The following is a 26,346-nucleotide window of genomic DNA, read 5'->3' as shown; positions in this document are numbered from 1 at the left end:
TTGCAACACATTAGCGGCGGGCGGCAGTGGCTTCCATAGCTTCTTTGATGTCGTGCACCAAAGTGATCGCCATCGACCGGAAGACCATGATCAGAAAGCTGTCGCTGCCCACCCGGGTGATCGAGCCGTTCATGTGCCTGATTTGCGTCCTGACCGTATGACCGCGCTTGAATTCGGCAGCGCGCAAGTCAACGGGCACAAGACGCGCCAGGATATCTTCGGCAGGGGGTCCGTCGAGGGTTACACAAGCCCAGGCATCGGATTGATCGGTAAGCGCTGCGGTTTTGGCAAGATCGGCATTCGGAGGCGGTCCGACCAGCAATGCCATATCTTTGCCGAACCAGATGGCCCGCGCGACTGCTTTTCCAGTGGCACGGTTCACAGCGGGCAGCGCCATACCATGGGCGGCACGCAGCGCTTGTGATGTCGCCGTTGTCTGCCCGCGAAACGGTGCGATGGAGGTCAAATGGCCGACATCGGCTTCGCTCAGCGTCGCCGCGCCTACAGATAGCGGCAACAGATCACCGAAGGCGCTTTTTGCAATCAGCTCACCCACGTGTTCGGCCTCCCTCAGGATCAAAAAAGACCGGATCGCAAATCTCGACCTCTGTTTCGAGATCGCGCAGATGGTCCACGACACGCATGACCTCACCATAGCGCTCCGGGCCTCTTTTGACGAAGCCCAGCCCGATGAAATGGCCCAGCGTTGGCGAAAACGCCACCGAAGTGACATAGCCCTGATCGTTGACCCGTATCGCAGAGGCATCCTTTTCGAACACATGCGCCCCTGCCGTCAGTTCCTTGACCGCGCCCACCGGTTTCATGCCAACAAACCGTTCGCGACCGGGATCGACCAGCCCGTCGCGGGCCGCCATCGTCTGACCGATGCAATCCTTCTTGGTGCTGATCATCCGGGCAAAACCGATATCGAAGCCTGTGGTGCGCCCGTGGATTTCGGCATGGGTAATATGGCCCTTTTCGATCCGCAGCACATTCAGCGCTTCCATTCCATAGGCCCCGCCGCTCAGGCTTTCGGCCCGTTTGACCAGCAATTCAAACAAGCTCTCCCCGTATCGGGCGGGAACGGCAATCTCATAGGCATGTTCACCCGAAAACGAAATGCGGAAAAGCCGACCTGCCACACCCGCGACCGTTACGTCGCCACAGGCCATGAAGGGCCAGGTGTCATTGTCGATGGGGGTGTCGAGGATTTCATTCAGCAATTCCCGGGACCGAGGCCCGGCAGCAGCGAATTGCGCCCATTGCTCGGTAACGGACGTGAAACGCACATCGAGATCAGGCCGCAACACCTGATGTACGAACTCCAGATGTCGCATCACATTGCCTGCAGCGGCGGTTGTTGTGGTCATGACAAAGTGCTGATCCGTCAGACGTGCCGTGGTGCCATCATCCATCACATGACCGTCTTCGCGCAGCATCAGCCCATATCGGACACGTCCCGTTTTCAGCGTGGAAAAGGTGTTGGCGTAGACGAAATCGAGAAAAGCACCGGCGTCCGGGCCCTGAATGTCGATTTTTCCCAGCGTGGAGACATCGCAGACGCCGACGGTCTCGCGCACATAGGCCACTTCCCTGTCGCAGGACTGGCGCCATGTGGTTTCGCCGGCCTTTGGAAAATAGCTCGGACGATACCACAGACCTGCCTCGATCATGGGGGCTCCCATCGCGATGCTGACCTGATGTGAGGTGGTGAAACGTTGCGGTGCAAACCCGTCTCCCTGACCCCCTGCGCCCATCGCGGCGATAGCAACCGGTGCGTAGGGAGGGCGGAACGTCGTGGTGCCCGTTTCCGGAATGCCGCGCCCGGTTGCGTCGGCCAGCACCGCCAGGGCCGCGACGTTGGAATTCTTGCCCTGATCCGTTGCCATGCCTTGGGTGGTGTAGCGTTTCATGTGCTCCACCGAGCGGAAGTTTTCGGTTGCCGCCTGTTTGATGTCCTTGACCGTCACGTCGTTCTGAAAATCCAGCCAGGCCCTCCCCTTGCCGGGCACGGCCCAAAGCGGCGTGATGCCAAAACCGTCATCGGCATCACTGGCTACGGGCAGATCGACACGGGGGGCTTTCAGTTTCAGCTCTTTCAGGACCGTCCTGGCAGCATCAGACCCCGCTGCAAAACACTCTGATGTCCCAAAGGTGCCGTTGCAGGCCCCGGCGGCCTTCAGGCCAGGAATGCTATCTGGCGTCGGCACAAAACTGGCAATGTCCTCGCGCCAGGTGGGCCTGCCATTCATGTGACAAGTCAGGTGGACGGTCGGGTTCCAACCGCCCGACATGGCCAGACAATCAGCGTCGATCCTGAAGGTGCCTCTTGGCCCTTGAACCGTGACCCCTTGGAGCCCGCGTCGACCCGCACTGCCCGTCAGCACGGCCCCGGCATAAACCGGGAAATCCGCACCCGGGATCTGCGCATCCGGTCTGCTGTCGATGAGGCCCGCAACTTCCACGCCCGCTTCGACCAGATCGAGGGCTGTGCGATGCGCATCATCATTGTTGCCAAAAACGGCCACAGATTGCCCGGGGCTCACGCCGTATCGGTTGAGATAGGTGCGCACGGCTCCGGCAGTCATGATCCCGGGGCGGTCATTGTTTGCAAAAGCAATGGGTCGTTCCAGTGCCCCCGCCGCGAGGATCGCGTGCTTGGCGGCGATCCGCCAGAACGTTTCCAATGGCGCGCCACGACCCGGCGATGCACGATGCCCGGTCACTCTTTCCAAAGCTGCATATGTGCCTTGGTCATAGGCGCCGGTCACGGTTGTGCGGGTCATCAGGCGCACATTTTCCAGACCCCGCAATTCGGCCACGGCGGCAGCAGCCCAATCGCTGCCATTCTCGCCGTCGATGACATAGGTTTCCGCGTTCAGGCGCCCCCCCAAAAGCGCATCTTCGTCTGCAAGGATCACATCGGCCCCCGCGCGGCCGGCAACGAGTGCCGCCATTAGCCCGGTTGGCCCGCCCCCGATGATCAGCAGATCACAGAACGCATATGCCTTTTCGTAGGTGTCCTCATTGCTCCGCCCGCTAAGCCCCCCAAGGCCCGCGGCGCGCCGAATGATCGGCTCATAGAGCTTCTCCCAAAACGCGGGCGGCCACATGAACGTCTTGTAGTAGAACCCTGCCCCCAAAAACGGCCAGGCCAGATCGTTGATGGCCATGACATCCCAGTGCAGGGAGGGCCAGGCATTCTGGGACCGGACTTCAAGCCCGTTGAAAATCTCCTGCATCGTCGCCCGTACGTTGGGCTCCTGCGCAGCACCGCGGCCAACCGTCACCAGCGCGTTGGGTTCCTCGCTGCCCGCTGTCAGTACGCCGCGTGGCCGGTGATATTTGAAGGATCGCCCCATCAGACGTTGACCATTCGCCAGCAGCGCAGATGCAACCGTATCACCCGAATACCCGCCGTAACCGATGGTGTCGAACTCGAAGCGCACGGGTTTCGAGCGGTCAATCAGGCCTTTGCCATCAACCCTCATCTGGCCGCCCTCGCTTCGGTTTCGGCAAGCGTTACCGAGAGCACCTCATGGGTTACGGTGTTGCGGGTGACGACAATCCAGGCACCACACCCCCCCTCGTGGTGCCACAAATCACGCGTCTGCCCAGCGGGGTTATCACGCAGATGAACATAGTCGTCCCAGGCATCAGCGCCTGCGTCGGGCGCCGGACGTGTCATCGCCACAGCATCGCCCTGATAATAGAATTCACGACGATCCCGCGCACCGCACAAAGGACAAGTCAGCTGCATCGCGCAGCCCCTTTTCGCCAGTTTTTAAAAGCAGTTCCGCAGATGGCTTTCATCCCCTGTTCCCCCTCAGTGCAGATTGTGCTGAGAGCCGGTACCCTCTTCATCAATAATGCCGCGCCCGGTTCGGAAACGGTCCAGTTGAAAGCCTGTTGCTGTCTCATGATGTTGATCGGTGGCCATCAGATGCGCCAGCGCAAACCCGGAGGCTGGGACCGCCTTGAAACCGCCGTAGCACCAACCACAATCCAGATACAAACCCGCCGTATCGGTCTTGTCGATGATCGGAGAGCCATCCGGCGTCATATCCATGATGCCGCCCCAGCTGCGCAGCACTTTGGCCTTGCCGATCATCGGCATCAAGGTCATCCCCGCTTCCATCACATGTTCGGCCATCGGCAGGTTGCCGCGCTGCGCATAGGAGGCGTAGAAATCCAGATCGCCACCGAATACCAGCCCGCCCTTGTCGGATTGGCTGATGTAGAAATGGCCCATGCCGAAACTGACCACATGATCAATGCAGGGCTTCAATCCTTCGGACACAAAGGCCTGCAACACATGGCTTTCGATCGGCAGACGCATCCCCGCCATCGCGGCCACCTGCCCTGACCGGCCAGCGGTTACAATTGCAACCTTCCGGGCCTTGATGGCCCCGCGCGTCGTCTGCACGCCTCTGACCGCGCCGTTTTCGATATCGATCCCTGTCACTTCGCAGTTCTGCAACAGGTGAACGCCGCGCTGATCGGCCCCGCGGGCATATCCCCAGGCCACAGCATCATGGCGCGCAGACCCGCCACGTGGATGCAACAGGCCGCCATAGATTGGAAAACGCGTGTTGTCGAAATCAAGATAGGGCAGATATTTCCTGACGCCGTCACGATCGAGCAGGATCGCGTCATCCCCCTGATTGATCATCGCATTACCGCGGCGCACGAAAGCATCGCGCTGACCATCGGAATGAAAAAGGTTGATGATGCCACGCTGCGAGAACATCACGTTGTAGTTGAGTTCCTGCTCCAGTCCCTCCCAGAGCTTCATCGAATGGCTGTAGAATTCCGAATTTCCCGGCAGAAAATAGTTCGCACGCACAATCGTGGTGTTCCTGCCGATATTACCACTGCCGATGTAGCCTTTTTCCAGCACGGCGATATTGGTTAGCCCGTGTTTCTCTGCCAGATAATAGGCCGTTGAAAGCCCATGGCCGCCACCGCCAATAATCAGCGCATCATATTCTGCTTTTGGTGTCGGATCGCGCCAGTGCGGGGTCCAGCCCTTGTTGCCTGTCAGCCCTTCCCTGAGAACCCGTAGGCCTGAGAATTTCACCGCAGATTCTCCCTGTTGTTCGGACAAAACCTAACAACACTGCCCCTGCACCGCTACAATTGAATACGACCAAAAGTGTCGCTCCGGGACCGCACTCTTCGCGCCGGCCTTACTCCTTATAGGCAGCCTCGCGGTCCGCCAGCGAAATAACCTGCGGCGCAACAACCGGTTGGCCCGCCTTGTCAAAGAACGGGTTCTGCCGCGCGGTGCCAGCCAGGTAAGCTGCCAATGATCGTTTGATCAGACCGCCCAACATGCGCGCCAACCCTTTGTCTTTTCGAGGCGCGCCATTTTCTGGCAGCGCGTGTTTGGTAAAACCGTGGGTCACAACCGGCCCGAAGGCAGCCGTATCGTCAAAATTCGGCCGCCACATGCCTGCGAGCGGGATTTTCGAGCTGTGCACAGTATTGGCCAGTGGCGTGTTGCAGCACGCCGCATACCACCGGTTCAGCCCTTTCGGTGAAAGCCGCAAACAGGCAATCTGATCAGCGCCTTGAGAGATTTCAACGCGCGCGGGCAAGACCTGAACCAGCGGGCTGCCCCCTCCCGGTTCCAACGCGGCCAACTGCCCCATGTGGCGGGCAAAAGCCCGGCAGTCTTTGCAATAGCAAATTAGATGGCAGGCTCCAGCGGGCGTGACGTCATGCACCACACCTTTGAGGGTGCCGCAATCACAGGAAAAGGTGACATTCTCAGTCACGGCATGCCTCCAATTCTGAGTCTCGAAGAACGCCGGGCCACCAAGCCCCGGCGATCAGCATTGTACTTTGGTTTCGAACCGTCGCTTCAGAGACCTTTGGCGCGATAACTTGCCGCCACCTTGTCGATTGCGACGAGATAAGCAGCCGTCCGCAGGTCATCCACGTCATCGCGCGAATGCCAGACGTTGGCCATCGACTGATAAGCGATACGCATGGTGTCATCGAGACCGGAACGCACCAGTTCCAGTTCCCCGGCACCGCGCAGGTATTTCTCCTTGAAATCCGGGCTCAGCTCCCAATTCAGTCCCTTGTCGCGCGACAGCCGTTCCAATTCACTGACAATCAACTGGTGCCGCGATTCCTCCTGACGTCGGCCCATGCGGCCAAACCGGATGTGGCTGAGGTTCTTGACCCACTCAAAGTAGCTGACGGTCACACCGCCTGCGTTTGCGTACATGTCCGGGATCATGACCACCCCTTTTTCGCGCAGCACCTGATCCGCGCCCGCCGTGACCGGGCCATTCGCAGCCTCGATGATCAAGGGCGCTTTAATCTGATCGGCGTTGCCAAGGTTGATCACACCTTCCAGCGCGGCCGGGATCAGAATGTCGCAATCCTCTTCCAGAACCTTCGCACCATCCTTGACGTGATGCATGTCGGAGTAGCCGGAAATGCCCCCGTGTTTGGCGATCCAGTCGCGTACCCGGTCGACATCAAGACCATCGGGATTAAAGAGCGCCCCGTCACGCTCGATGATGCCGGTAATGACGCTGCCATCCTCTTCGGCAAGGAACTTCGCCGCGTGGTAGCCCACGTTACCAAGGCCCTGCACAATCACGCGCTTGCCTTCGAGATCTCCTGTCACGCCCGCCTTTTTCATGCCGTCCGCATCGCGGAAGAACGCCCGAAGCGCATATTGCACGCCACGCCCGGTGGCCTCGACCCGTCCGGCGATCCCGCCTGCGTTCAAGGGTTTGCCGGTCACGCAGGCGTTGCCGTTGATATCCGTTGTCTGCATGCGTTTGTACTGATCGGCGATCCAGGCCATTTCACGCTCGCCCGTCCCCATGTCCGGGGCCGGCACGTTCTGGCTGGGGTTGATCAGGTCGCGTTTGATCAGCTCGTAGGCAAACCGTCGGGTGATCTGCTCCAGCTCATGCTCGTCGTATTCTCTCGGATCGACGCAAAGCCCGCCCTTTGATCCACCGAATGGTGCCTCAACCAGAGCACATTTGTACGTCATCAACGCGGCCAGTGCTTCCACCTCGTCCTGATTAACGCCTAGCGAAAACCGGATGCCACCCTTGACCGGTTCCATATGCTCCGAGTGTACGGAACGGTAGCCGGTAAACGTCTGTATCTTGCCACGCAGCCGAACCCCGAACCGCACCGTGTAAGTTGCATTGCAGACCCGTATCTTTTCCTCCAGTCCCGGCGAAAGATCCATCAGGCTCACGGCCCGGTTGAACATCTGATCAACGCTTTCTCTAAAGCTCGGTTCGCTAGTGTGCTGGTTCAATGTCTTTCTCCTGTTGGCGGATCATTGTTGTTCATACGACGACAATGCCACCCTATGACGGTGAGTCGTTCTTTGCCAGTTTTTTGGGCGACTACGGAAAAACCCGATATCGCCGGGAATCGGGTTTTTCGTCGCTGACATTGAAACAGTCGACAACAAAGGGCCCCATCGTTTCTCAAAACGCCCTTAAACTGCTGAAATTAACATAAAAATTTATCTTTTTCTGGCGCGTCGGCGCGTTTCCGCCCGCTTTCTGCCACAAAACCCAAGCATACAAGAAAGTCAGTTTTCCATGCCGCAAGGCAGATTTAACGCAACGAGTTGGTAGTAACATGACACGCATTTCGCCGGAGAAACCCGAAGCTGAAGACAAGCGTCCCGCACCGTTTGAGCGTTTTGTGCGCGAAGAAGACGGGGTGATCACGATCTTCACCATCTTCATGCTGTTTATGGTTTTGATGGTCTGCGGCATCGCCGTCGACCTGATGCGCAATGAAATGGAACGTATCAAGGTTCAGAATACACTTGATCGTGCGATCCTGGCGGCGGCTGACCTGCAGCAGACACTCGATCCCAATGTCGTCGTGACCGACTATTTCGAAAAGGCGGGAATCGCTGAATACCTGGGCGACATCACTGTCACGCCGGGGGACAACCTGCCCACGAACTACTTCCGCACTGTCGAAGCGTCTGCCCGGGCCCGCACACCCTCGCCCTACATGGCGATGACGGGCGTGAACGATCTTCCCCTGTTCGTCGCCGGGACTGCCGAAGAGGTGGTGAGCAATCTGGAAATTTCACTGGTTCTGGATGTGTCGGGGTCAATGGGCCGCAACAGCCGTCTTGTAAATCTCAAGGTCGCAGCCAAGGACTTTGTCGACCAGATCGCCAACAACAGCCAGGATGGCCGCATGGCGATCTCGATCGTCCCCTACGCCACCCAGGTGTCGATACCTGACGCAATGGCGGACAGGCTGACGTTGGAAGGGACCAACCCACACTCGAACTGCCTGAACTTTGCCGCAAGTGATTTCCTGACACCGGCCATGCGCGTTCCGTCAGCTGCGGCGGGCGCGCCACCCGTGGTTGCTTACGAGCGCACCATGCACTTTGACCCATGGACCTATCGCAGTTCGCTGGACGACGGGGACGGGCGCCTGTCAACACCGCATGAGCTGGTCAGATCGCCTGTTTGCGAAGCGGACGCAAACCGCGAAATTCTGCCACTTCAAAAAGACCGTGACGTCCTGAAAAACTACATCGAGGCGCTGGATGCCGCAGGCAACACCTCAATCGACGTCGGCATGAAATGGGGTCTTGCCATGCTCGATTCCAGCATGAGCCCGATGGTCGAAGGTCTGATTTCGGACGGCACCGTTTCCGCACAATTCTCGGGACGTCCCGCCGATTACAATTCGGATGAAAACCTCAAGGTGATCGTTCTGATGACAGACGGTGAAAACACTGCCCAGTACTACATCGAAGACGGCTACCGCGAAGGTCAGACCGTATTGTGGTGGAATGCGGATGCAAGCGTCTATTCCGTTTACGACGACATCACCGAGGAGTTCTACTACTCCCGTGCCGTGGACACAGATGGCGACGCAGATGTCGATGGGGATGACGAACGCTGGGGTGTCTCACCTTACGGCTGCCTGAACCCAACCAACTCATCCGATTCCAGCGACTGGGATTGCTCGGCTGGCACCCCGGCGGGTGGCGCCTATAACATCAGTTTCCCCGATCTCTGGGCCCATACGCCGATCCTGGAAAACTTCTACACCAACTTCTACCCGTGGATGAACTACAGCACCGCTGCAAACCGTTGGTACTATAACGCCTTCGACAATGTCAGCTCGGGCACCAAAAACACCCGCACCGAAAACATATGCGATGAAGCCAAGGACGAAGGCGTGATCGTCTTCACCATCGGCTTTGAGGCCCCTGAAAACGGGCAAGCAGTGTTGAGAAACTGCGCAAGCTCCGTCAGCCACTACTTTGATGTTGATGGTCTGGAAATCGCCGATGCCTTCAATGCGATTGCGCATGAGATCACACAACTGAGGCTGACACATTGAGACACCATATTTCAAAACTCCTGCGCCGGTTTCGCCGTGACGAGGAGGGTCAGATCGCAATCGAATTCGTGATCATCGTCCCGCTGATCTTCACGGTTTTCCTGACCTCCATCGAAACCGGCATCTATTCGATGCGCCAGATGTGGCTTGAACGCGGGCTGGATATCGCGGTGCGTACCGTACGGTTAAGCACGGGCGAAGCGCCACAGCATGGTGAATTGAAAACCATGGTATGCGAACAGGCCCCCTTTCTGCCCAATTGCGAGGCGCGCCTGCAGCTGGAAATGACGCCGATCTCACCCACCGCTTTTGCGGGCCTGCCGGCACAGGCCGACTGCGTCGACACCAACGAAGAAGTGAACCCGCCCCGTACCTTTGTTCAGGGTGGCAATCATGACCTGATGATTATTCGCGCCTGTCTGGTTTTCAATCCGGTCGTGCCAACTTCCGGACTGGGGTTTGAGTGGGATCAGGCCGAAGGTCTCCCCCGGATGACTGCCATGTCCGCTTTCGTACAGGAGCCGAATGAATGATCGATTTCTACAAACGATGTCGTGCCCGCGTCGCACAGTTCACCGGCAATGAAAGCGGTGCTGTGACGATGGAATTCCTGATCATCTGCCCCTTCCTGTTTTGGGGGTACATGGCAATGCTGACCTACTACGATGCATTTCGGCAAAACACGGTGAACCAGAAAGCCGCCTTTACAATTGCAGACCTAATTTCGCGGCAGGCGACGGTCAACGGTGCCTTCCTTGACGGGGCCCACACGGTTTTCGATACGCTGGTGCGCTCGAACACCCCGACGGCTTTGCGGGTCACCAGCGTGACCTATAATGACGATGATCCCGAAGATGAGACACTGGGTACTTATTCCGTGCTCTGGTCCGAACCTCGCGGTGATTTCGGAGAACTCACAACAGACGACGTCGAAAACTGGCATGATGTGCTGCCGGTGATGTATGACGGAGCGACGGTTGTGGTTGTCGAAACCTGGGCGGGTTTTCGGCCCGCGTTCAAGATCGGCATGAGCGAACGGACCTTGCACAATTTCACCTTCACACGTCCGCGCTATTCACCGCAGGTATGTTTTGAGGACAGTTGCGACTGAAGATTGTCCAATAACCTCAAGACCGTTCTGCCAGCATGACAGCGATGATTTCAGACATATATTTGGTTTGACGTCCCGGCGTCATGCCGCCGACACCAACGCGCCGACCAAAGCGCCACCAGAGCCCCGGGCACCACTTTCGCTCGACCGGTTCCTGCAGGCGGAGCAAGAAGCCATTGGATGGCTTGAAGGCAAACGCCCCGCGATCAATCGAGACGATGTTATCGACCTCGGCGATGGTCAGCCCCCCGCTGTCGCGCAATTCTGTTTTCGTCAGTTCCAGCCGGTGAACCGTGGACCGGCGCATGGCATCCGCAATCATCAGGGACGATGCTCCAATGGCGATGAGAAATAGCTGCCAGCCAAAGCTGGGGGGCGCGACGATCGCCACGTAAATCACCAGAACGCCCAGAAACGCCAAAAGACCTATGCCAAGGAACCGCCGACCATTTGACGCGGCAACAGTTGCCAAAACCTCGGTGTCGCTTGTCTCTTGCATGTGAAACGCCTCTATCTGGTGTCACACGCCTCCTATCCTGCACCGCCACCGGCTCACAAGAGCAAAGGTGCGTGACCTGCCAGTCACGGCTTGCGCGACAGGCCGGGCATCAGATTGCGCAAGCTGCCCGGCCGATAGGATGGCATACTGGCCAATCGCAAGCGCACCGTGTCGTGCACATCAAGGGTGCGCATCGGTCCTTTGCGCCACTGCAACAGCCAGGGAGCCAGCCGATAGAGGCGACCCAGATCATCAATTTCATCGGTTTGAATGGTGGGGTCTACCGATACCATCGGAATTTCCACCCCGGGTTTGAGGGTCAGACCGAGCCTTGCCGCCCCCTCCCATATCCATGCCAGCGTGATTTCACTCAAGGCACGGGTCGTTGCCGACCCTCCGACAATGCCGTGATCGCCCACAAACCAGACCTGCTGATAGGGCCTGTTGGCACTTTCATCCCCCTGGTTGAGCCCGGGCGTGCCGGGCTTGTTTTCAAGGTTATCCCAAAGGCTCGGTTCATAGAGGACACGGCGTTCGTCCAGTGCGACCGCATGGCGGGCATTTTCCACCAGATGCGACAGGGTCGTATCATGAAATTTGTAGCGCGCGTTCCACCACTCTGCCACCTTGCCAAAAATACTGGCCGGGATGCCCAGAGCGCCAACCGTGTCCCAGACGCCCAGATAGGTGATCCGGACCAGGTAACTGTCATCTGCGCGGGCAATCACATCTGATTGGCTGGTTGCAAATCCGGGTGAGAGTTTCTGCCGCGCCTTCATGATATGGGCCGCATCGGGCCGATTGTTTACTCCGCGCCTGCGGTAGAGCCGAAAGGCGCGATACAGATTGATCCGGGTTGGGTTTTCGAGGATGCCGCATTTCCGGATCATGCCCGCCAACGACCGAGCCGTATAAGCCCCGCGCGAAAACCCGAAGATCATGATTTTGTCACCCGGCTGATAGGTCTGGCACAGCGCCAGATAAGCCGCCTTGATGTTTCGGTTCAGCCCCCAGCCGAAAAGACCCCCGCCAACCTTGCTCAGCCAACGCCCCAGGCGGCTCATCATGCCCGATCCGGTGCCAACACCCTCAAAATACATGACCTTTTGCTCAACTGTCTGCGCGCAGACATCAGACAGCCGCAAGACATGTGTTTGCCCGCCCGTGCTGGCGCTGTTCCATGTTCCGTCACAAAAAATCGCGATATATGCCATTTGCCTATCCCCTTTTGCGCCCTACACATGACAGAAGGATCATCGCAGGCGCTTAAACCTGCGCGCGCGCCCTTAACGAATGGAATGCTCCTCGGAGCAGAAAAGGACCGGCTGCCACGACACCCAAAATGACCGCTTATCTGGCATCGCTATTGGCCATTGCCTTTGCCGCATCACCCCTACTGGTGTCTGACTTCAACGGGTTTGACGCCGATCAATTTCCCATGCCTCAGGACAATCCCCCCATTCAACCGGCGGGATATGCCTTCGCCATTTGGGGCGTGATCTACCTGTGGCTCATCGTGGGCATGGCTTTTGGGGCAATAAAACGGGCAGAAGACCCCGGTTGGCACGCCATGCGCGCACCGCTGTCGATCTCGCTGGCCATTGGCACCATATGGCTCGCGGTCGCGACTCAAAGCCCGGTCTGGGCGTCGGTTCTCATCTGGGCCATGCTGATTTCGGCCTTGTTCGCACTGTTCCGTGCCCCGCGGCAAGATCAGCTATGGGCGGCCTTGCCCGTTGGGCTTTACACCGGATGGCTGAGTGCCGCCAGCTCCGTCTCGCTGGGGTTGCTGGCGGCCGGCTATGGGTGGCTGACCGAACAGCTTGCAGCGCTTATTTTCATCTTTCTGGCGCTCGTACTGGCCTCGGGTGTCCAGTCCACCCTCAAGCGCGCGCCGACCTACGGGATCGCCGCCATCTGGGCGCTGATCGCCATTGTTGTTCAGAACCTTGCGGATGAACCCACCGTGGCCGCCCTTGCGGGTGGCGGCGCCGGCGCTTTGCTGATGCCGACGTTCAAAGCCATGCGGGGCTCCTAGTCCCGTCGGCGCCCGTCGGTGTGCTTGCGTAGCTTCGAGGGGGCCGCTTTTTTGCGCCCCTTGTAGGGGTTGGCTTCGTTCTGACCCCGCATCCACAGGCGGATCGGCGTGCCGGGCATGTCGAAATCAAGGCGCAATCCATTCACCAGATAGCGGCTATAGCTTTCAGGCACCTTGTCGGGATGCGAACACATCACCACAAACCCCGGCGGTCGCGTCTTGGCCTGCGTCATGTAGCGCAGCTTGATCCGCTTGCCCTGCGGTGCAGGAGGCGGATGCGCCTCGACCATGCCGGATAGCCAGCGATTGAGATGGGATGTGGTGACGCGCCTGTTCCAGACGTCATAGGCTTTCATGATTGCCTCATGCAGCCGGTCCAACCCCCGGCCCGTCTTGGCAGACACCGTGATGAGGGGCGCGCCGCGCAGTTGCGGCAGCAGACGCTCGAAGCTCTCCTTGAGCTCTTTCAGTTTACCCTGCCGGTCTTCCTCGACATCCCACTTGTTGACCGCGATGATGACCGCGCGCCCTTCCCGCTCTGCCAGATCGGCAATGCGCAAATCCTGCTGTTCAAAGGGAATCGCCGCATCCAGAAGGACAACAACCACCTCGGCAAATTTCACCGCGCGCAGCCCGTCCCCGACGGAGAGTTTTTCCAGCTTTTCCTGCACCTTGGCTTTTTTGCGCATGCCCGCCGTATCAAAAATACGCATGGGCACACCGGACCAGTTGGTGCGCAATGAGATCGCATCCCGCGTGATCCCGGCTTCCGGGCCGGTCAGCAAACGGTCTTCGCCGAGAATTTGGTTGATGAGCGTGGATTTCCCCGCGTTCGGGCGTCCGACAACCGCCACCTGAAGGGGTTTTTTGTCGGAGGGCATGGGGATTTCCGCCTCCATGTCGCCATCATCTTCATCGAGCGTCACGTCGGTGTCGGGGGCATCTTCTGCGGCGCGCTCTGCAAACTGATCAGCCAGAGGCATCAGATGGGTGTAAAGATCATTCAACCCTTCCCCATGTTCCGCCGACAGCCGGATGGGTTCCCCCAACCCCAATGAATAAGCCTCGATCACGCCTGCATCCGCAGCCGCCCCTTCGGATTTATTCGCAGCCAGAATGACATGTGCGGAACGCTTGCGCAGGATATCAGCGAAAACCAGATCCGAGGGGGTAATGCCAACCCGTGCATCCACCATGAAAAGGCAAATGTCCGCCATATCCACGGCCCGTTCGGTCAGCCGACGCATCCGTCCCTGCAGGCTGTCGTCGGTCACCTCTTCGAGACCGGCCGTATCTATGACGGTGAAACGCAAATCAGCCAGCCGTGCAGCCCCTTCGCGCAAATCGCGGGTCACGCCGGGTTGATCATCAACCAGCGCAAGCCGCTTGCCCACCAACCGGTTGAACAATGTTGATTTGCCCACATTCGGGCGCCCCACAATGGCGAGGGTGAAAGACATGTCAAAAGGCTCCAAAAGCCGGGATAAAGGCGCGCTTTACCCTACCTTTATGTCAACGGAAAGCGTGTAATTTGCCGCCCGTGGACACAACGTAGAGCACACCGCCCGCAACCACCGGCGCGGTTGTCGCCCCTTGGGCGATGTCGACCGAGCCCAGCAACGCACCGCTCACCGGGTCAAAACTGCGTAATGCGCCATCATTTGAGGCGACATAGATGCGTCCGCCCGCCAGAATCGGTCCGTGATGCGCAATGATCTCGGCGCGACGTTTGGGTCGGTTCTTTACAAAGTTGGGCAGTTGGACACCCCAGATGCGCGCACCGCTCGACGCATCAAGCCGGACCAGTTCACCCAAATCGTTGACCACGAAGACACTGTCACCTGCCGGCATTACCGGCCCAACGGCACCCTCCGGCGCGGTCCAGATACGTCCGCCGCTTTCAAGGTTGAGCGCCACGATTCGCCCTGACTGATTGCCAACGTAAACCGAATTGCCCGAAACGACCGGGGCACCGGTGACATCGCCAACAGCGCCCAGCGACCGGCCAAACCGCTGACCAAGGGCAGAGGCATCCCACCGACGCAGCCCCCCGCGCCGGAACACCGCCTGGACCTCTCCGGAACCAAAGCCGAAGATCGTCAGCCCATCTGCAACGGCGGGCGCAGGAGAGCCCAGAACATTGTGCCCATCCGGCGAGGCCGCCAGTTGCCATTCAATGCGGCCATCTGATGCGCGCAATGCCCAACCGGTGTCGTCGCCCGAAGTCACATAGACGAGCTCGTCAAAAGCCGTAGGCGTGCTGACACCGACCCCATCAAGTCGCTGACGCCAGATTTCGGTCCCGGTCTTGGCATCCAGAGCGGCAATTGAGCCGTAGCCGAGCGAGGCAAATAATATGCCGTCCTTATAGGCCAGACCGCCCCCGGTCGCGGCTTCGGCACCATCGCGCAAAGGTTTGAGGTCCGCTTTCCAGGCAATCGCGCCGGAGGTCGAGACAGCAGCGACCTGTGAGGCCGCATCCAGCGTGTAGATCAAACCGCCGCCCACAACCGGATCCGCCGTGATGCGCTGTCTGCGACTGTCGCCCGATCCGATGCCAACGCTCCAGATTTGCTGCGGGGATGCGCTCAGAGCGGCGTGATTGACCCGGAACTGTGGCGTTCCGACCCCTTGGGTCCAGTCGGCATTGGCTTGCACGGGCGGCAGGGATATCGGGCGCGCTTCGTTTTCCGCTTCCTCCACGGCTATGGCCGCGTCTTCTTCCTGTACCACCGAGCGGATGCTTTCACGTTTGCCCGGCAGGATGACATCAGGCTCGGAGCACGCCGTGAGGAAAGTGGCGGCTGCCAGCAGGCAAAAGGTCATCCGCCCCCGCACAGATGAATTCGGAATTTGCATCATGCCTTAATCGCTCTGCCTGTCATACCGCTTGCCACCCGTCCTCTTTACCTTGCCAGCAGATCAGTTTTCCACCGTGGGCAAATTTTCCAGATCGGGCGTGCCTCCCAAGGCTACAATCACCTGTAAGGCCCGCTGTTGCAAGTCCGAGGTCACGCCAGCGTCTTGCAGGATGCCCTGATAGCGCTCAAGGGCCGCGTCGGTTTTGCCTTCGGACACATCAATCAGCGCGATTTGCTCTGTCGCCAGCAGCCGCAGGGGAGAGCCTGCATTTGAGAGCGCCTCGAACTGCTGTCGGCGCGTATTCGCATCCAGTGTTCCGGCCTGCAACGTCAGCGCTTTGAAGCTTGCGATCTGGCGATAGATTTGTGGAACCTCGCCATCCACGGCGATGGCATTCAACTGCGCCACCGCAGTCGCGGCATCTTCGGCCTGCTCCGCTTCCGAAGCGGTCAACATGGCGACAATCGCCTTTGCCGCTGCATTTTGCGGGGCCAATTGTTCCAGCTCCTGTGCGCGCTCAGCCGATGTTCCTTGCGCCAATGCCGCCAGCATACCGTCGCCCAAAGCTTCGGCCTCTGCACGGATGGAGGCTTTGCGGTATTCGTTCCAGGCAGCGCCGCCGACAATCAGGACAACCAAAAGAATCCCAATCCACCCATATCGCTTGAGCATGACAAACAAACGGTCGCGGCGGACCTCTTCGTTGACCTCATCGATAAAACTGTCTGTGTCGCTCATACGCACCCGCCGGATTGAATTCCCGCCCCTCTTAGCGCGGGTCGCGGGGCAAGCCAAGACCTCGCTTTGGGCGCGGTAGGACGGACCCGTTGACGGGCGATTGCACATAGCCTCAGAAAATTCTAATCTGAACTGGTCAGTTCAGTGTATTTATCGTATGGGTTCGGTGCCACACCGCGGGGTAAATGCCTTCGGGCGGGGCTCGGAAAGTTCAGTGTGAGGCAATCGATATGCGTTTTTTCTCCATCCTTGCTGCCGTTCTGGTTTCAGCAGTCTTGGCGCTGTTCATTCTGGACCGGCCACGGCTTTACGCCCTGATTGGTAAGGAATATTCGGAAACCACCGAAGAGATGACGGCGGCTGACACGGCAGGAACCGAGCAGGCGAGTGCGTCATTGGTAAAGGTCGTGGTGCAGAAATCGGTGGCGCGTCAAATCGACACTGCGGTTTCCCTGCGCGGGGAGACCAAAGCGGCGCGCGAAGTCAACGTACGGGCCGAAACATCCGCAGTGGTTGTTTCCGAACCGTTGCGCAAAGGCGCACGTGTAGAGACGGGTCAGGCGCTCTGCCGCCTTGACGAAAGCACACGTGGCACGGCGCTTGCACAGGCGCAGGCGCAGTTGGACGAAGCGCGCGCGCGCGTACCCGAATCCGCAGCGCGGCTGGATCAGGCCCTTGCGCAGCTGGAAGAGGCCCGGATCAACCAGAACGCCTCCGCAAAACTGAGCCAGGGTGGGTTCGCCTCCACAACCCGTCTGGCCAACTCGGATGCCGCAGTGGCCACGGCCGAAGCCGCCGTGGAGAGTGCGCGGGCCGGTTTGCAGGCCACACAATCCGGCATCCAGAGCGCACAAGCCAATGTCGCAACAGCGCAAAAAGAGATTGAGCGGCTGGTGATCAAAGCGCCTTTCTCGGGGCTTCTGGAGAGCGATACGGCGGAATTGGGCACGTTGCTGCAACCCGGTGATCTCTGCGCGACCATTATCCAGCTCGACCCGATCAAGCTGGTGGCCTTCGTTCCGGAAACCGAGGTGGCGCGCGTCACCGAAGGGGCGCTGGCTTCCGCGCGGCTGGTGTCGGGCAGCGGTGCGATCAATGCCAGCGTGACCGAAAGCCGGGGCCAGGAAGTGCGCGGTCAGGTCACTTTCCTCTCCCGCTCGGCGGATGAGACCACCCGGACCTTCCGCGTGGAAATTGATATTTCCAATTCAGACAACACGATCCGGGACGGCCAGACGGCGGAAATCCTGATCTCTGCAGAAGGTGCGACCGCGCATCTGCTGCCTCAATCGGCACTGACGCTGAATGACGAAGGCACCCTGGGCGTGCGGACCATCGATGCCAATGCCATCGTCGCGTTTCACCCGGTGACCCTGATGCGCGACACGCTTGAAGGCATTTGGGTGACAGGGCTGGCGGATAAGGCGGATGTCATCGTTCTGGGACAGGAATATGTCGTGGCCGGGGTGCAGGTCGCGCCGACATATAAGGAGCTCAGTCAATGACCGGCATCGTCGATTGGGCCGCAAGCCGCGCGCGGATGGTCCTTGCCTTCATACTGCTGTCGCTGGTGGTTGGCGGATACGCCTACACGACCCTGCCCAAGGAGGGTGAACCGGACATCGAAATCCCCGCACTTTTCGTGTCGGTCCCCTTCCCCGGCATTTCGGCCGCAGATAGCGAAACCCTGCTGGTCAAGCCGATGGAAACCGAACTGGCCGACCTTGACGGGTTGAAAACCATGACCGGCACCGCTGCGGAAAACTATGCGGGTGTCGCGTTGGAATTCGAGTTTGGCTGGGACAAGACGAAAATCTTGGCCGACGTGCGCGATGCCATGGGCAAGGCTGAGGCTGATTTCCCGCAAGGTGCGGAACAGTATTCGATCACGGAAATCAACTTCTCTGAGTTCCCCATCATCATCGTGAACCTGACAGGTCCGGTGCCCGAACGCACCATGATCCGGGTGGCAAAGGATTTGCAGGATGATCTGGAGGCTGTTGACGCCATCCTGGAAGCCGGGATCGCAGGTAGCCGGGATGAGATGCTCGAAGTGCTGATCGATCCGCTGAGGCTGGAGGCCTATAATGTCACCGCCAGCGATCTGATCAACACGGTCCGCAATAACAATCAGCTGATCGCTGCCGGCGAGGTCGATACCGCGCAAGGCACTTTCGCGGTAAAAATCCCCTCGTCTTTTGATGATGCCCGCGATGTATACAACCTGCCGGTCAAAACCAATGGCGACCGCGTAGTGACCCTCGGTGATCTTGCGCAGATCAACCCGACCTTCGAGGACCGTGCTGGCACCGCGCGTTTCAACGGGGAAAAATCGCTGGCCCTTCAGGTGGTCAAGCGCAAGGGCTTCAACCTCATCGACACCGCCGAGATCGTGAAGAACATGGTCGATGAGAAACGCGCCGACTGGCCGGAAGGGTTACGTGCTGCCGTCGAAATGGGCACGTCCAACGACCAGTCGCGGATCGTGAATGCGATGGTGCAGCAGCTTCTGGGCTCGGTGTTCACGGCCGTGGCCCTGGTGATGATCGTCGTCCTCGCAGCCCTGGGCATCCGCGCGGCGCTGCTGGTGGGCTTTGCCATCCCCACATCCTTTTTGCTCTGCTTCGCTTTCCTCGCCATGATGGGGATTTCCATTTCGAACATCGTGATGTTCGGGCTGATCCTCGCGGTGGGCATGCTGGTGGATGGGGCCATCGTGGTGGTGGAATACGCAGACAAGCGCCAGCAGGAAGGCGTCGGCCCGATGCAGGCCTATGTGGATGCGGCCAAACGCATGTTCTGGCCCATCATCTCCTCCACCGCGACGACGCTTTGTGCGTTTCTACCCATGCTTTTCTGGCCGGGTGTGCCGGGCGAATTCATGGGCATGCTGCCGGTCACGTTGATTTTTGTTCTCTCCGCGTCTCTCGTTGTCGCCCTGATCTACCTGCCTGTTATGGGCGGGGTCACGGGCCGTCTGGAGCGTTGGATGTCCGACTATATGACGGCAATTGCGGCGCTGCGCTGGTACCTGCACCTAGCGCTCTTTCCGATTGCCGCGATCATGATGGCCACCTCCGGCCTCATGGGGCCGATCTTTGACCTGATTGGCGCCCGTTTTGCGGTAATGAACAGCCTGCAAATCCTGTCATCGGTCATCCCGACGCTCCTGGTTGTTTTCCTGCTGATCCTCGCCGCGGCGGCCTGTCTCTTTGTTGCGCTGGGGGGATTCCTGCTGCTGCTGGTATCAATGTTTGCCGTGCTGACCCGTATGGGCCACTATGGGCGCAAGATCGCCAGCCGCTTGTTCCGCGCCGAGCCAACCGGGATCAACGCAGGCTATCAGCGCTCTTTCTTCGGATACTTCATTCAGGGCATTGCCGGCAATCCGGTTATGCCCCTGGTCATGGCAGGCATCGTTTTCGTCTTTGTCGGCTCCGTCCTGATGTTCTTTACGAACAACAACAACGGCGTGGAGTTCTTCGTGGAATCCGAACCCGAGCAGGGGATCGTCTATGTTCTCGCCCGCGGAAACCTTTCTCTGGAAGAGAAAGACAGCCTTGTGCGCAAGGCCGAAGACATCGTGCTGGCGCATCCGGGCATCAGCAATGCGTTCTCCTTCGCCGGAGAGGGCGGATTGAACACCGATACCTCTGGCGGCGCGCGCCCCAAGGACCTGATCGGACAGGTGCAGTTTGAAACGATCCCCTGGGAGGAGCGCGCCGGTCGCCCCGATCTGGATGGCAACATCGTCATCGCCGAACTGACGGAGCAGCTCTCAACGCTGCCGGGCATCAAGACCGAGGTGCTGGAAGTGGCCGATGGTCCCGCCTCGGGCAAACCTGTGCATCTGCGCCTGAAGGCAGATGACTTTGGAACGCTGATCGAAGCCGCAGCAATCGCGCGAACCCAGTTTGAACGCACCCCCGGGCTGACCCTGATCGAAGACACCCGCCCCCTGCCCGGTATCGATTGGCAAATCGACGTCGATGTGGAAAAGGCCGGGCGCTATGGCGCGGATGTGGCCACTGTGGGCGCCATGGTGCAACTCGTCACACGCGGCCTGATGCTGGACACCATGCGAGTGGACAGCTCGGATGAGGAAATCGAAATCCGCGTGCGTTTGCCGGAAGAGGACCGGGTGTTGTCCACTCTGGACACGCTCAAGGTCCGCACCGCAGATGGCCTCGTGCCGCTGGCGAATTTCATTACCCGCACGCCGGTGCCGAAACTGGCGGAGATCAACCGCATCGACCAGAAACGCTATTTCGACGTCAAGGCAGATGTCGCGCCCGGCATGATGAAGATCGTGGAAACGCGCCGGATCAACGGTGTGGAGGTGGATGAAACACTGGCCGTGCTACGCCCGGCAGGCGCCGACGCCGATCTCACAGCGCCCGACCAGACCGCCTATAAGATCACCGACCGGATCGCCCCTGCGGACCGCGATCTGCAAACGGGTGTCAGCGCAGGTGATCTGCGGCTCGTGCCAATCAACCCCAACGAACGTATCGGAGTTCTGACCGAATGGCTGGAAACCCGCCCGTTGCCCGACCGCGTGGCACATGAATGGACCGGTGATCAGGAAGACCAGGAAGAAAGCGGTGCTTTCCTGCAATCGGCCTTTAGCGCAGCGCTGGGACTGATGTTCATCATCCTGCTGGCCCAGTTCAACAGCTTTTACAACGCGGTACTGGTGCTGCTGGCGGTGGTGCTGTCCACTACCGGCGTGTTGATCGGCATGCTGGTGATGGACCAGACCTTTTCCATCATCATGACCGGAACCGGGATCGTGGCGCTTGCGGGCATTGTGGTGAACAACAACATCATCCTGATCGACACCTATCAGGAATACAGCCAGTACATGCCCCGCATCGAGGCGATCATTCGCACTGCACAGGCGCGTATTCGCCCGGTGCTGCTGACCACAATCACCACGATGGCCGGGCTCGCCCCGATGATGTTCGGGCTCAGCCTGAACTTTGCCGAAGGCGGCTATACCATCGGCAGCCCGACGGCTTTGTGGTGGAAACAACTGGCCACGGCGGTGGTCTGGGGGTTGGGCATTGCCACGGTGCTCACCCTGATTGTCACCCCGTCAATGCTGGCGATCCGCATCTGGGCCACAACTTACGTGCGCTGGATTGCCCGGCTGCTGGCGAAAATGTCCATGGGCACCGCCTCGCGGGCCGCAAAGGACTGGGCGCTGCAAAAGGATGCGGCCCGGTTGGGTGCGGGTGAGATCATCTGGGAGGAGGCCTCCCCGGGCGATCCCTCTGCTTCGACGCAAAGCGGTAGACTGAAAGCCGCCGAGTAACACAAGGACACAGCGTTGTGATCTGACGTGGCGTGCCAATTTGATATTGATGTCCCTACATTCCAGGACAGGAGCGCAGAATGATACGGTCCCTTACCACCGGCCTTGCGATGAGCATCGCCCTTTTGACAACATCAGCACTGGCAGACGACATGATCAAGATCACCAGCCCGCACTCTGTTTCAGAGACAATTGACCGGTTGGAGCAAGCCGTAACCGGTGCCGGTGCCACTGTTTTTGCCCGCATTGATCATGCGGCAGGTGCCGCCAAAATTGACGCCGAATTGCGCCCGACACAGGTTCTGATTTTCGGCAATCCAAAGATCGGCACCCCCGCCATGCAGGCGGCTCAGACGGCCGGTCTTGATCTGCCGCTGCGGGTTTTGGCTTATGAGAACGAGGCCGGAGAGACCGTCGTCGCCTATCACGCCCCCGCCGCGATGGCCGATGCCCATGGGATCGACACAACAGCGCCCTTCATCCAGAAGATGGCAGGCGCCTTGAACAAGCTGACAGCCAAGGCAAGCGCCGCGGAATAGATCAGGTTTTCTCCGAATTCACCGATGGGCGACGTAACGGTCGCCCATTTTTTGTGGCCCCGCCACAGGTGTCACCGCCCCATGGCCCTTTGCCTGATCCAGACGTACTGAAAACAGGTCGCAAACATCTGGAACGACGGCACATTTTGGTCCGCGCGAGGTCGCGACTAGTTTCAGACCGCGTCGTCCGCCTGTTGACGATACCAGAGCTGCGCATAGCGCCCGTCCTTGGCCAGCAGGCTTTCGTGGGTGCCCTGCTCAACCACATTACCCGCTTCCAGCACAACGATCCGGTCGGCCTCTGCAATCGTCGACAAGCGGTGCGCGATGGTCAGCACCGTGCGCCCGCGTCCGGCCTGCATGAGCGCCTCCTTGATGTCCTGCTCGGTCTCGGAATCCAATGCGGAGGTGGCTTCGTCCAGCAACAGGATCGGCGGGTCTTTCAAAAGCGTGCGGGCGATCCCGACGCGTTGCTTTTCACCTCCCGAGAGCTTCAGACCGCGCTCGCCCACAGTTGTGTCATAGCCATCGGGCAGCCGCACAATGAAGTCGTGAATTTGCGCGGCCCTGGCTGCCGTTTCGATCTCGTCCTGCGTCGCCCCCTCACGGCCGTAGCCGATGTTGTATCGAATGGTGTCGTTGAAGAGCACGGTATCCTGCGGCACCACGCCTATGGCCGCGTGCAGACTGTCTTGGGTGACATGCCGCACGTCCTGCCCGTCAATCCGCAGCGCACCGCCGCCGACGTCATAAAACCGAAACAGCAAGCGCCCGATGGTTGATTTTCCCGAACCGGTTGAACCCACAATCGCCACCATCTCTCCGGGTTCCGCCGTGATGGACACGCCCTTCAGAATGGCGCGCTCCGCATCGTAACCAAAGCGCACGTTGTCGAGTTCAACCCGTCCCCCCTCGACCTTCAGTGCAGTGGCGTCCGGCGCGTCGGTCACCTCGGCCGGTTGTTCCAGCAAGTCGAACATCTCCCCCATATCCACCAGCGCCTGGCGGATTTCGCGATAGACAGTGCCGAGGAAATTCAGCGGAATGGTGATCTGGATCATATAGGCATTGACCATGACGAAATCGCCCACCGTCAGGGTGCCGTTCTGCACGCCGATCGCCGCCATGACCATCACTGCGACCAGCCCGCTGGTGATCAGCATGGACTGCCCGAAGTTCAGAAATGCGAGACTGTAGTTAGTCTTGATTGCCGCCGCTTCGTATTTCTCCATAGATGCGTCATAGCGCCGGGCTTCACGCGCTTCCGCGCCGAAATATTTGACCGTCTCAAAATTCAGCAGGCTGTCGATGGCTTTCTGATTGGCATCGGTATCCTGATCGTTCATTTCCCGCCGCAGCTTGACCCGCCATTCGGTCACCGCAAAGGTGAACCAGACATAAAGCCCGATGGTGACGGCCACGACCAGCAAGTACGTGATGTCGAAAACCACCGCGAGGATGATCCCCACCAGCAGCAATTCCAGCATCAGGGGCCCGATGGAAAAAAGCAAAAACCGCAACAGGAAGTCGACGCCCTTTACGCCGCGCTCGATGATCCGGCTGAGCCCGCCCGTCTTGCGGGTGATGTGATAGCGCATGCTGAGCCTGTGGATATGCTCAAAGGTCTCCAGCGCCAGCATTCGCAGCGCCCGCTGGCCGACACGCGCAAAAACCGCGTCGCGCAATTGCTGAAATCCAACCGTCATCAACCGCGCGACACCGTAAGCAATGGTCAGACCCACGGCACCCAGCGCCAGCATCGGCACGCCGTCCTGCGCCAGCGCGTCGACGGCCCCCTTGTAGAAGAAGGGTGTGGCGACCGAGATCAGTTTTGAAATCAGGAGCAAGGCCATGGCCATGACCACCCGCCGCTTCACCCATTCGGGGTCTTTGGGCCAAAGGTAGGGGGCGACTTTACGGATGGTGCGCAGGCCTGACTGCCTGTCGTGCAATCCGGTGTCTTTTGCGTCCGCGTCCCGGGCGTCATCAGGCGCGACTGAGGTATCGGCTGGCATCCAAGGTCCTGCTTGCTGTGAGACTTGCTACGTAAGGCACAGGCCCGCCCTTTGCCAGCCTCCGGGGCAAAATAAATCTCCCGCGAAATACGGAAACTGAATTGCACCACGGCCCGTCTGATCCGAAATGACCGGCCGGGTTACTCGCCCGGCAGATCGAATATCTGGCCCGGGTAGATCAGGTCCGGGTCTCGGATTGCGTCGCGGTTCGCCTCAAAGACCCGCACATAAAGCAAACCCTCGCCGTAGCGGTCACGGGCAATGGCCCAAAGTGTGTCGCCGGTCTGCACTGTCACGGCTGCAACCGGTCCGGTCTGGCCCTCGGTTGCGGCTGCGAGCACCGCAGGGGCTTCGCGTTTGAACGGTGTCTCAACCCGGCTGGTGACGTCACCTTCCGCGTTCAGCTCATCGACCCGCAATGTATAGATGCCAGCGTCGACCCCGGATATTGCCCCACGCCAGGTGCCATCTTCGGCCACGGGAAACGCCGCGACATTCTGATTGTCGAGATAGACGCGCGCCTCCACCGAGCCCGCAACCGCACGGCCGGAAAGCTGAACATCGCCGGTTTCAGAGTACCCTATCGTATCGAGTGCGATGTTGGTTTTGGGAGCCTCGGCAGGCTGCAACAATTCCACCCCTTCCGGCGTCGACTTCAGGACCGCGACGGTTTGCGAAGGCTCGGCGGGGGCGCCTGTCTCGGCGGGCCGCGTTGGCTCCGGGGTCGCAACCTGCGGTGCTACCACTTCTGCGGTGTCAGTTTCCGCCGCCGGCACGGGCGCGGTCTCGGGCTCCTGCGCAGGGGGGGCATCAGCTTCAGCCACATCAGTTTGCGGAGGCTTCAATTCGGCGTTTTGCGCAAGCGTTTCGGGGGCAGGTGCCTCCGGCTCTGCGGCGGTACCCTCGCTCGGCGTCGCAATTTCCTCCGCGCGCGCTACGTCTTCCGTGCTTGGTTCCGCAACTTCGGGTGCCTCAGCGACGGTTTCGGGTACGACCTCGGTTAACTCACGAGGCGCTTCGGCAACCTCAACATCCACGGTCGTTGGCGCTTCGGGTGAGGTCTGCGCCACCGATGGCACTGCCACGTCGGTCTCTTCAGCGACCACAGCATCGTTCGACGCGGGCGCGTCTTGTTGAGCGTCTTCCGCCTCGGCTACCACCACGGGCTTCGGCAGCGGTGCCAGAATGATCTCATCGACGGAGGCAACAGAAACATCCTGCCCGTCGGCCCGCAGAGTCAACACCTGTGCTACGTCGCTTGCCGGAATGAACCCCACTGCGGCAAAGGCTCCACGCGCATCGGCAACAGCGGTCGCCACCTCAACACCATCAACCAGAACCGAGACCTTCGCTCCCGGTGCCGCACGCCCGGCGATGACCGTCAGCCCGTCCTCTTCCAGACGCACCTCATCCACGCTGGGAACGATGGGCTCCGGCGTATCCGCCACAATCTCTTCTGCAGCCGGTTCGGCCGCTTCGGCCTCCTCGGCAAGATCGTTTTCATCGGGGACTTCGGGTTCTGATACCTCTTCGGCAGGCGCTTCTTCCTGCGGTGTCTCGGCGGCTTTCTCGGGCTCTGCTGGCGGGGTTTCGGCAACCGGCTGATCGGTTGCGTCAGAAGCAACGATGGCGGCCAGTTCCTCCGGGTTTGGCGGCCCCTGATCGCGCAATCCGAAATAGGCGCCAGCGGCGATCACCGCCGCAATCACCAATCCAGCCGTGACAAGCCCCGTACCGCCGGATTTGCTGGCAGCGTCATCTTCGCGCATAACCGTCTCTTCTTCTCGTTTAGACACCCGTCACGAGCAGACGGACAGGCGTTGAGCCTACATAACAACTGCTCTATCAC

20 protein-coding genes are annotated in these 26,346 nt (G+C 59.6%); 7 read left to right on the top strand and 13 right to left on the bottom strand.

Annotated elements, in window-relative coordinates; all coding sequences use genetic code 11:
• Positions 1 to 10 precede the first annotated feature (10 nt).
• The 6 genes from ACOTTU_RS01430 to ACOTTU_RS01405 all read right to left on the bottom strand — a co-directional run bounded on the left by ACOTTU_RS01430 (position 11) and on the right by ACOTTU_RS01405 (position 7,252).
• Positions 11 to 556: a sarcosine oxidase subunit gamma gene (locus ACOTTU_RS01430; RefSeq protein ID WP_425655790.1), complete on the bottom strand. Its 546-nt coding sequence runs from the start codon at positions 554 to 556 to the stop codon at positions 11 to 13.
• The gene (locus ACOTTU_RS01425) at positions 549 to 3,491 is read right to left on the bottom strand and encodes a sarcosine oxidase subunit alpha family protein (RefSeq protein WP_425655789.1); all 2,943 of its coding nucleotides are present in this window, start codon (positions 3,489 to 3,491) and stop codon (positions 549 to 551) included. Before ACOTTU_RS01425 ends, ACOTTU_RS01430 begins: the two co-directional genes overlap by 8 nt.
• Entirely contained in the window at positions 3,488 to 3,760 is a 273-nt protein-coding gene (locus tag ACOTTU_RS01420; protein ID WP_425655788.1) for a sarcosine oxidase subunit delta, read from the bottom strand. Before ACOTTU_RS01420 ends, ACOTTU_RS01425 begins: the two co-directional genes overlap by 4 nt.
• Positions 3,761 to 3,826: 66 nt before the next feature.
• Positions 3,827 to 5,080 carry a sarcosine oxidase subunit beta family protein gene (locus tag ACOTTU_RS01415; RefSeq protein ID WP_425655787.1) on the bottom strand — a complete coding sequence of 418 codons (1,254 nt, stop codon included), beginning with the start codon at positions 5,078 to 5,080 and terminating at the stop codon, positions 3,827 to 3,829.
• Positions 5,081 to 5,189: 109 nt separating this feature from the next.
• Positions 5,190 to 5,780: a DUF6151 family protein gene (locus ACOTTU_RS01410; RefSeq protein WP_425655786.1), complete on the bottom strand. Its 591-nt coding sequence runs from the start codon at positions 5,778 to 5,780 to the stop codon at positions 5,190 to 5,192.
• An 86-nt stretch (positions 5,781 to 5,866) separates the two neighbouring features.
• Entirely contained in the window at positions 5,867 to 7,252 is a 1,386-nt protein-coding gene (locus ACOTTU_RS01405) for a Glu/Leu/Phe/Val family dehydrogenase (protein ID WP_425656436.1), read from the bottom strand.
• A 380-nt stretch (positions 7,253 to 7,632) separates the two neighbouring features.
• Between ACOTTU_RS01405 and ACOTTU_RS01400 the strand changes: the two genes are divergently transcribed.
• The 3 genes from ACOTTU_RS01400 to ACOTTU_RS01390 are packed head-to-tail and all read left to right on the top strand — an operon-like array spanning position 7,633 to position 10,489.
• On the top strand, positions 7,633 to 9,378 hold the full coding sequence (locus tag ACOTTU_RS01400; RefSeq protein WP_425655785.1) for a pilus assembly protein TadG-related protein: 1,746 nt from the start codon (positions 7,633 to 7,635) through the stop codon (positions 9,376 to 9,378).
• Positions 9,375 to 9,911: a TadE/TadG family type IV pilus assembly protein gene (locus ACOTTU_RS01395; protein ID WP_298913294.1), complete on the top strand. Its 537-nt coding sequence runs from the start codon at positions 9,375 to 9,377 to the stop codon at positions 9,909 to 9,911. Before ACOTTU_RS01400 ends, ACOTTU_RS01395 begins: the two co-directional genes overlap by 4 nt.
• Positions 9,908 to 10,489, top strand: coding sequence for a TadE/TadG family type IV pilus assembly protein (locus tag ACOTTU_RS01390; RefSeq protein ID WP_298913296.1), 582 nt, complete (start codon positions 9,908 to 9,910; stop codon positions 10,487 to 10,489). Before ACOTTU_RS01395 ends, ACOTTU_RS01390 begins: the two co-directional genes overlap by 4 nt.
• A gap of 16 nt (positions 10,490 to 10,505) precedes the next feature.
• On the opposite strand, the gene ACOTTU_RS01385 is transcribed toward ACOTTU_RS01390, so the two are convergent.
• Positions 10,506 to 10,988: a hypothetical protein gene (locus ACOTTU_RS01385; RefSeq protein ID WP_425655784.1), complete on the bottom strand. Its 483-nt coding sequence runs from the start codon at positions 10,986 to 10,988 to the stop codon at positions 10,506 to 10,508.
• Positions 10,989 to 11,071: 83 nt separating this feature from the next.
• Positions 11,072 to 12,202, bottom strand: coding sequence for a DUF2235 domain-containing protein (locus ACOTTU_RS01380; protein ID WP_425655783.1), 1,131 nt, complete (start codon positions 12,200 to 12,202; stop codon positions 11,072 to 11,074).
• Between the two features lie 128 nt (positions 12,203 to 12,330).
• Between ACOTTU_RS01380 and ACOTTU_RS01375 the strand changes: the two genes are divergently transcribed.
• Positions 12,331 to 13,026, top strand: a complete 696-nt coding sequence (locus ACOTTU_RS01375; protein ID WP_425655782.1) for a hypothetical protein — start codon at positions 12,331 to 12,333, stop codon at positions 13,024 to 13,026.
• Here ACOTTU_RS01375 and der read toward each other — a convergent pair.
• The 3 genes from der to ACOTTU_RS01360 are packed head-to-tail and all read right to left on the bottom strand — an operon-like array spanning position 13,023 to position 16,626.
• A complete protein-coding gene (der, locus tag ACOTTU_RS01370) occupies positions 13,023 to 14,486 on the bottom strand; it encodes a ribosome biogenesis GTPase Der (protein ID WP_425655781.1) in 1,464 nt (487 codons plus the stop codon). The genes ACOTTU_RS01375 and der overlap by 4 nt on opposite strands.
• A gap of 52 nt (positions 14,487 to 14,538) precedes the next feature.
• Positions 14,539 to 15,888: a PQQ-binding-like beta-propeller repeat protein gene (locus ACOTTU_RS01365; protein WP_425655780.1), complete on the bottom strand. Its 1,350-nt coding sequence runs from the start codon at positions 15,886 to 15,888 to the stop codon at positions 14,539 to 14,541.
• 60 nt (positions 15,889 to 15,948) lie between these two features.
• The gene (locus ACOTTU_RS01360; RefSeq protein ID WP_425655779.1) at positions 15,949 to 16,626 is read right to left on the bottom strand and encodes a hypothetical protein; all 678 of its coding nucleotides are present in this window, start codon (positions 16,624 to 16,626) and stop codon (positions 15,949 to 15,951) included.
• 230 nt (positions 16,627 to 16,856) lie between these two features.
• Here ACOTTU_RS01360 and ACOTTU_RS01355 point away from each other — a divergent pair, with 230 nt between their 5' ends.
• The 3 genes from ACOTTU_RS01355 to ACOTTU_RS01345 all read left to right on the top strand — a co-directional run bounded on the left by ACOTTU_RS01355 (position 16,857) and on the right by ACOTTU_RS01345 (position 22,482).
• Positions 16,857 to 18,131, top strand: a complete 1,275-nt coding sequence (locus ACOTTU_RS01355) for an efflux RND transporter periplasmic adaptor subunit (RefSeq protein ID WP_425655778.1) — start codon at positions 16,857 to 16,859, stop codon at positions 18,129 to 18,131.
• The gene (locus ACOTTU_RS01350; protein ID WP_425655777.1) at positions 18,128 to 21,943 is read left to right on the top strand and encodes an efflux RND transporter permease subunit; all 3,816 of its coding nucleotides are present in this window, start codon (positions 18,128 to 18,130) and stop codon (positions 21,941 to 21,943) included. Before ACOTTU_RS01355 ends, ACOTTU_RS01350 begins: the two co-directional genes overlap by 4 nt.
• 80 nt (positions 21,944 to 22,023) lie before the next feature.
• Positions 22,024 to 22,482 carry a DUF302 domain-containing protein gene (locus ACOTTU_RS01345; protein WP_425655776.1) on the top strand — a complete coding sequence of 153 codons (459 nt, stop codon included), beginning with the start codon at positions 22,024 to 22,026 and terminating at the stop codon, positions 22,480 to 22,482.
• Between the two features lie 173 nt (positions 22,483 to 22,655).
• On the opposite strand, the gene ACOTTU_RS01340 is transcribed toward ACOTTU_RS01345, so the two are convergent.
• The gene (locus tag ACOTTU_RS01340; protein ID WP_425655775.1) at positions 22,656 to 24,497 is read right to left on the bottom strand and encodes an ABCB family ABC transporter ATP-binding protein/permease; all 1,842 of its coding nucleotides are present in this window, start codon (positions 24,495 to 24,497) and stop codon (positions 22,656 to 22,658) included.
• Between the two features lie 140 nt (positions 24,498 to 24,637).
• A complete protein-coding gene (locus ACOTTU_RS01335) occupies positions 24,638 to 26,266 on the bottom strand; it encodes a LysM peptidoglycan-binding domain-containing protein (protein ID WP_425655774.1) in 1,629 nt (542 codons plus the stop codon).
• Between the last annotated feature and the right edge of the window lie 80 nt (positions 26,267 to 26,346).

Source organism: Roseobacter sp. EG26 (genome assembly GCF_049830555.1).
Classification (GTDB): domain Bacteria; phylum Pseudomonadota; class Alphaproteobacteria; order Rhodobacterales; family Rhodobacteraceae; genus Roseobacter.
The sequence above is the reverse complement of the archived record's forward strand: the minus strand, read 5'-3'. Positions and strand labels throughout refer to the sequence as shown.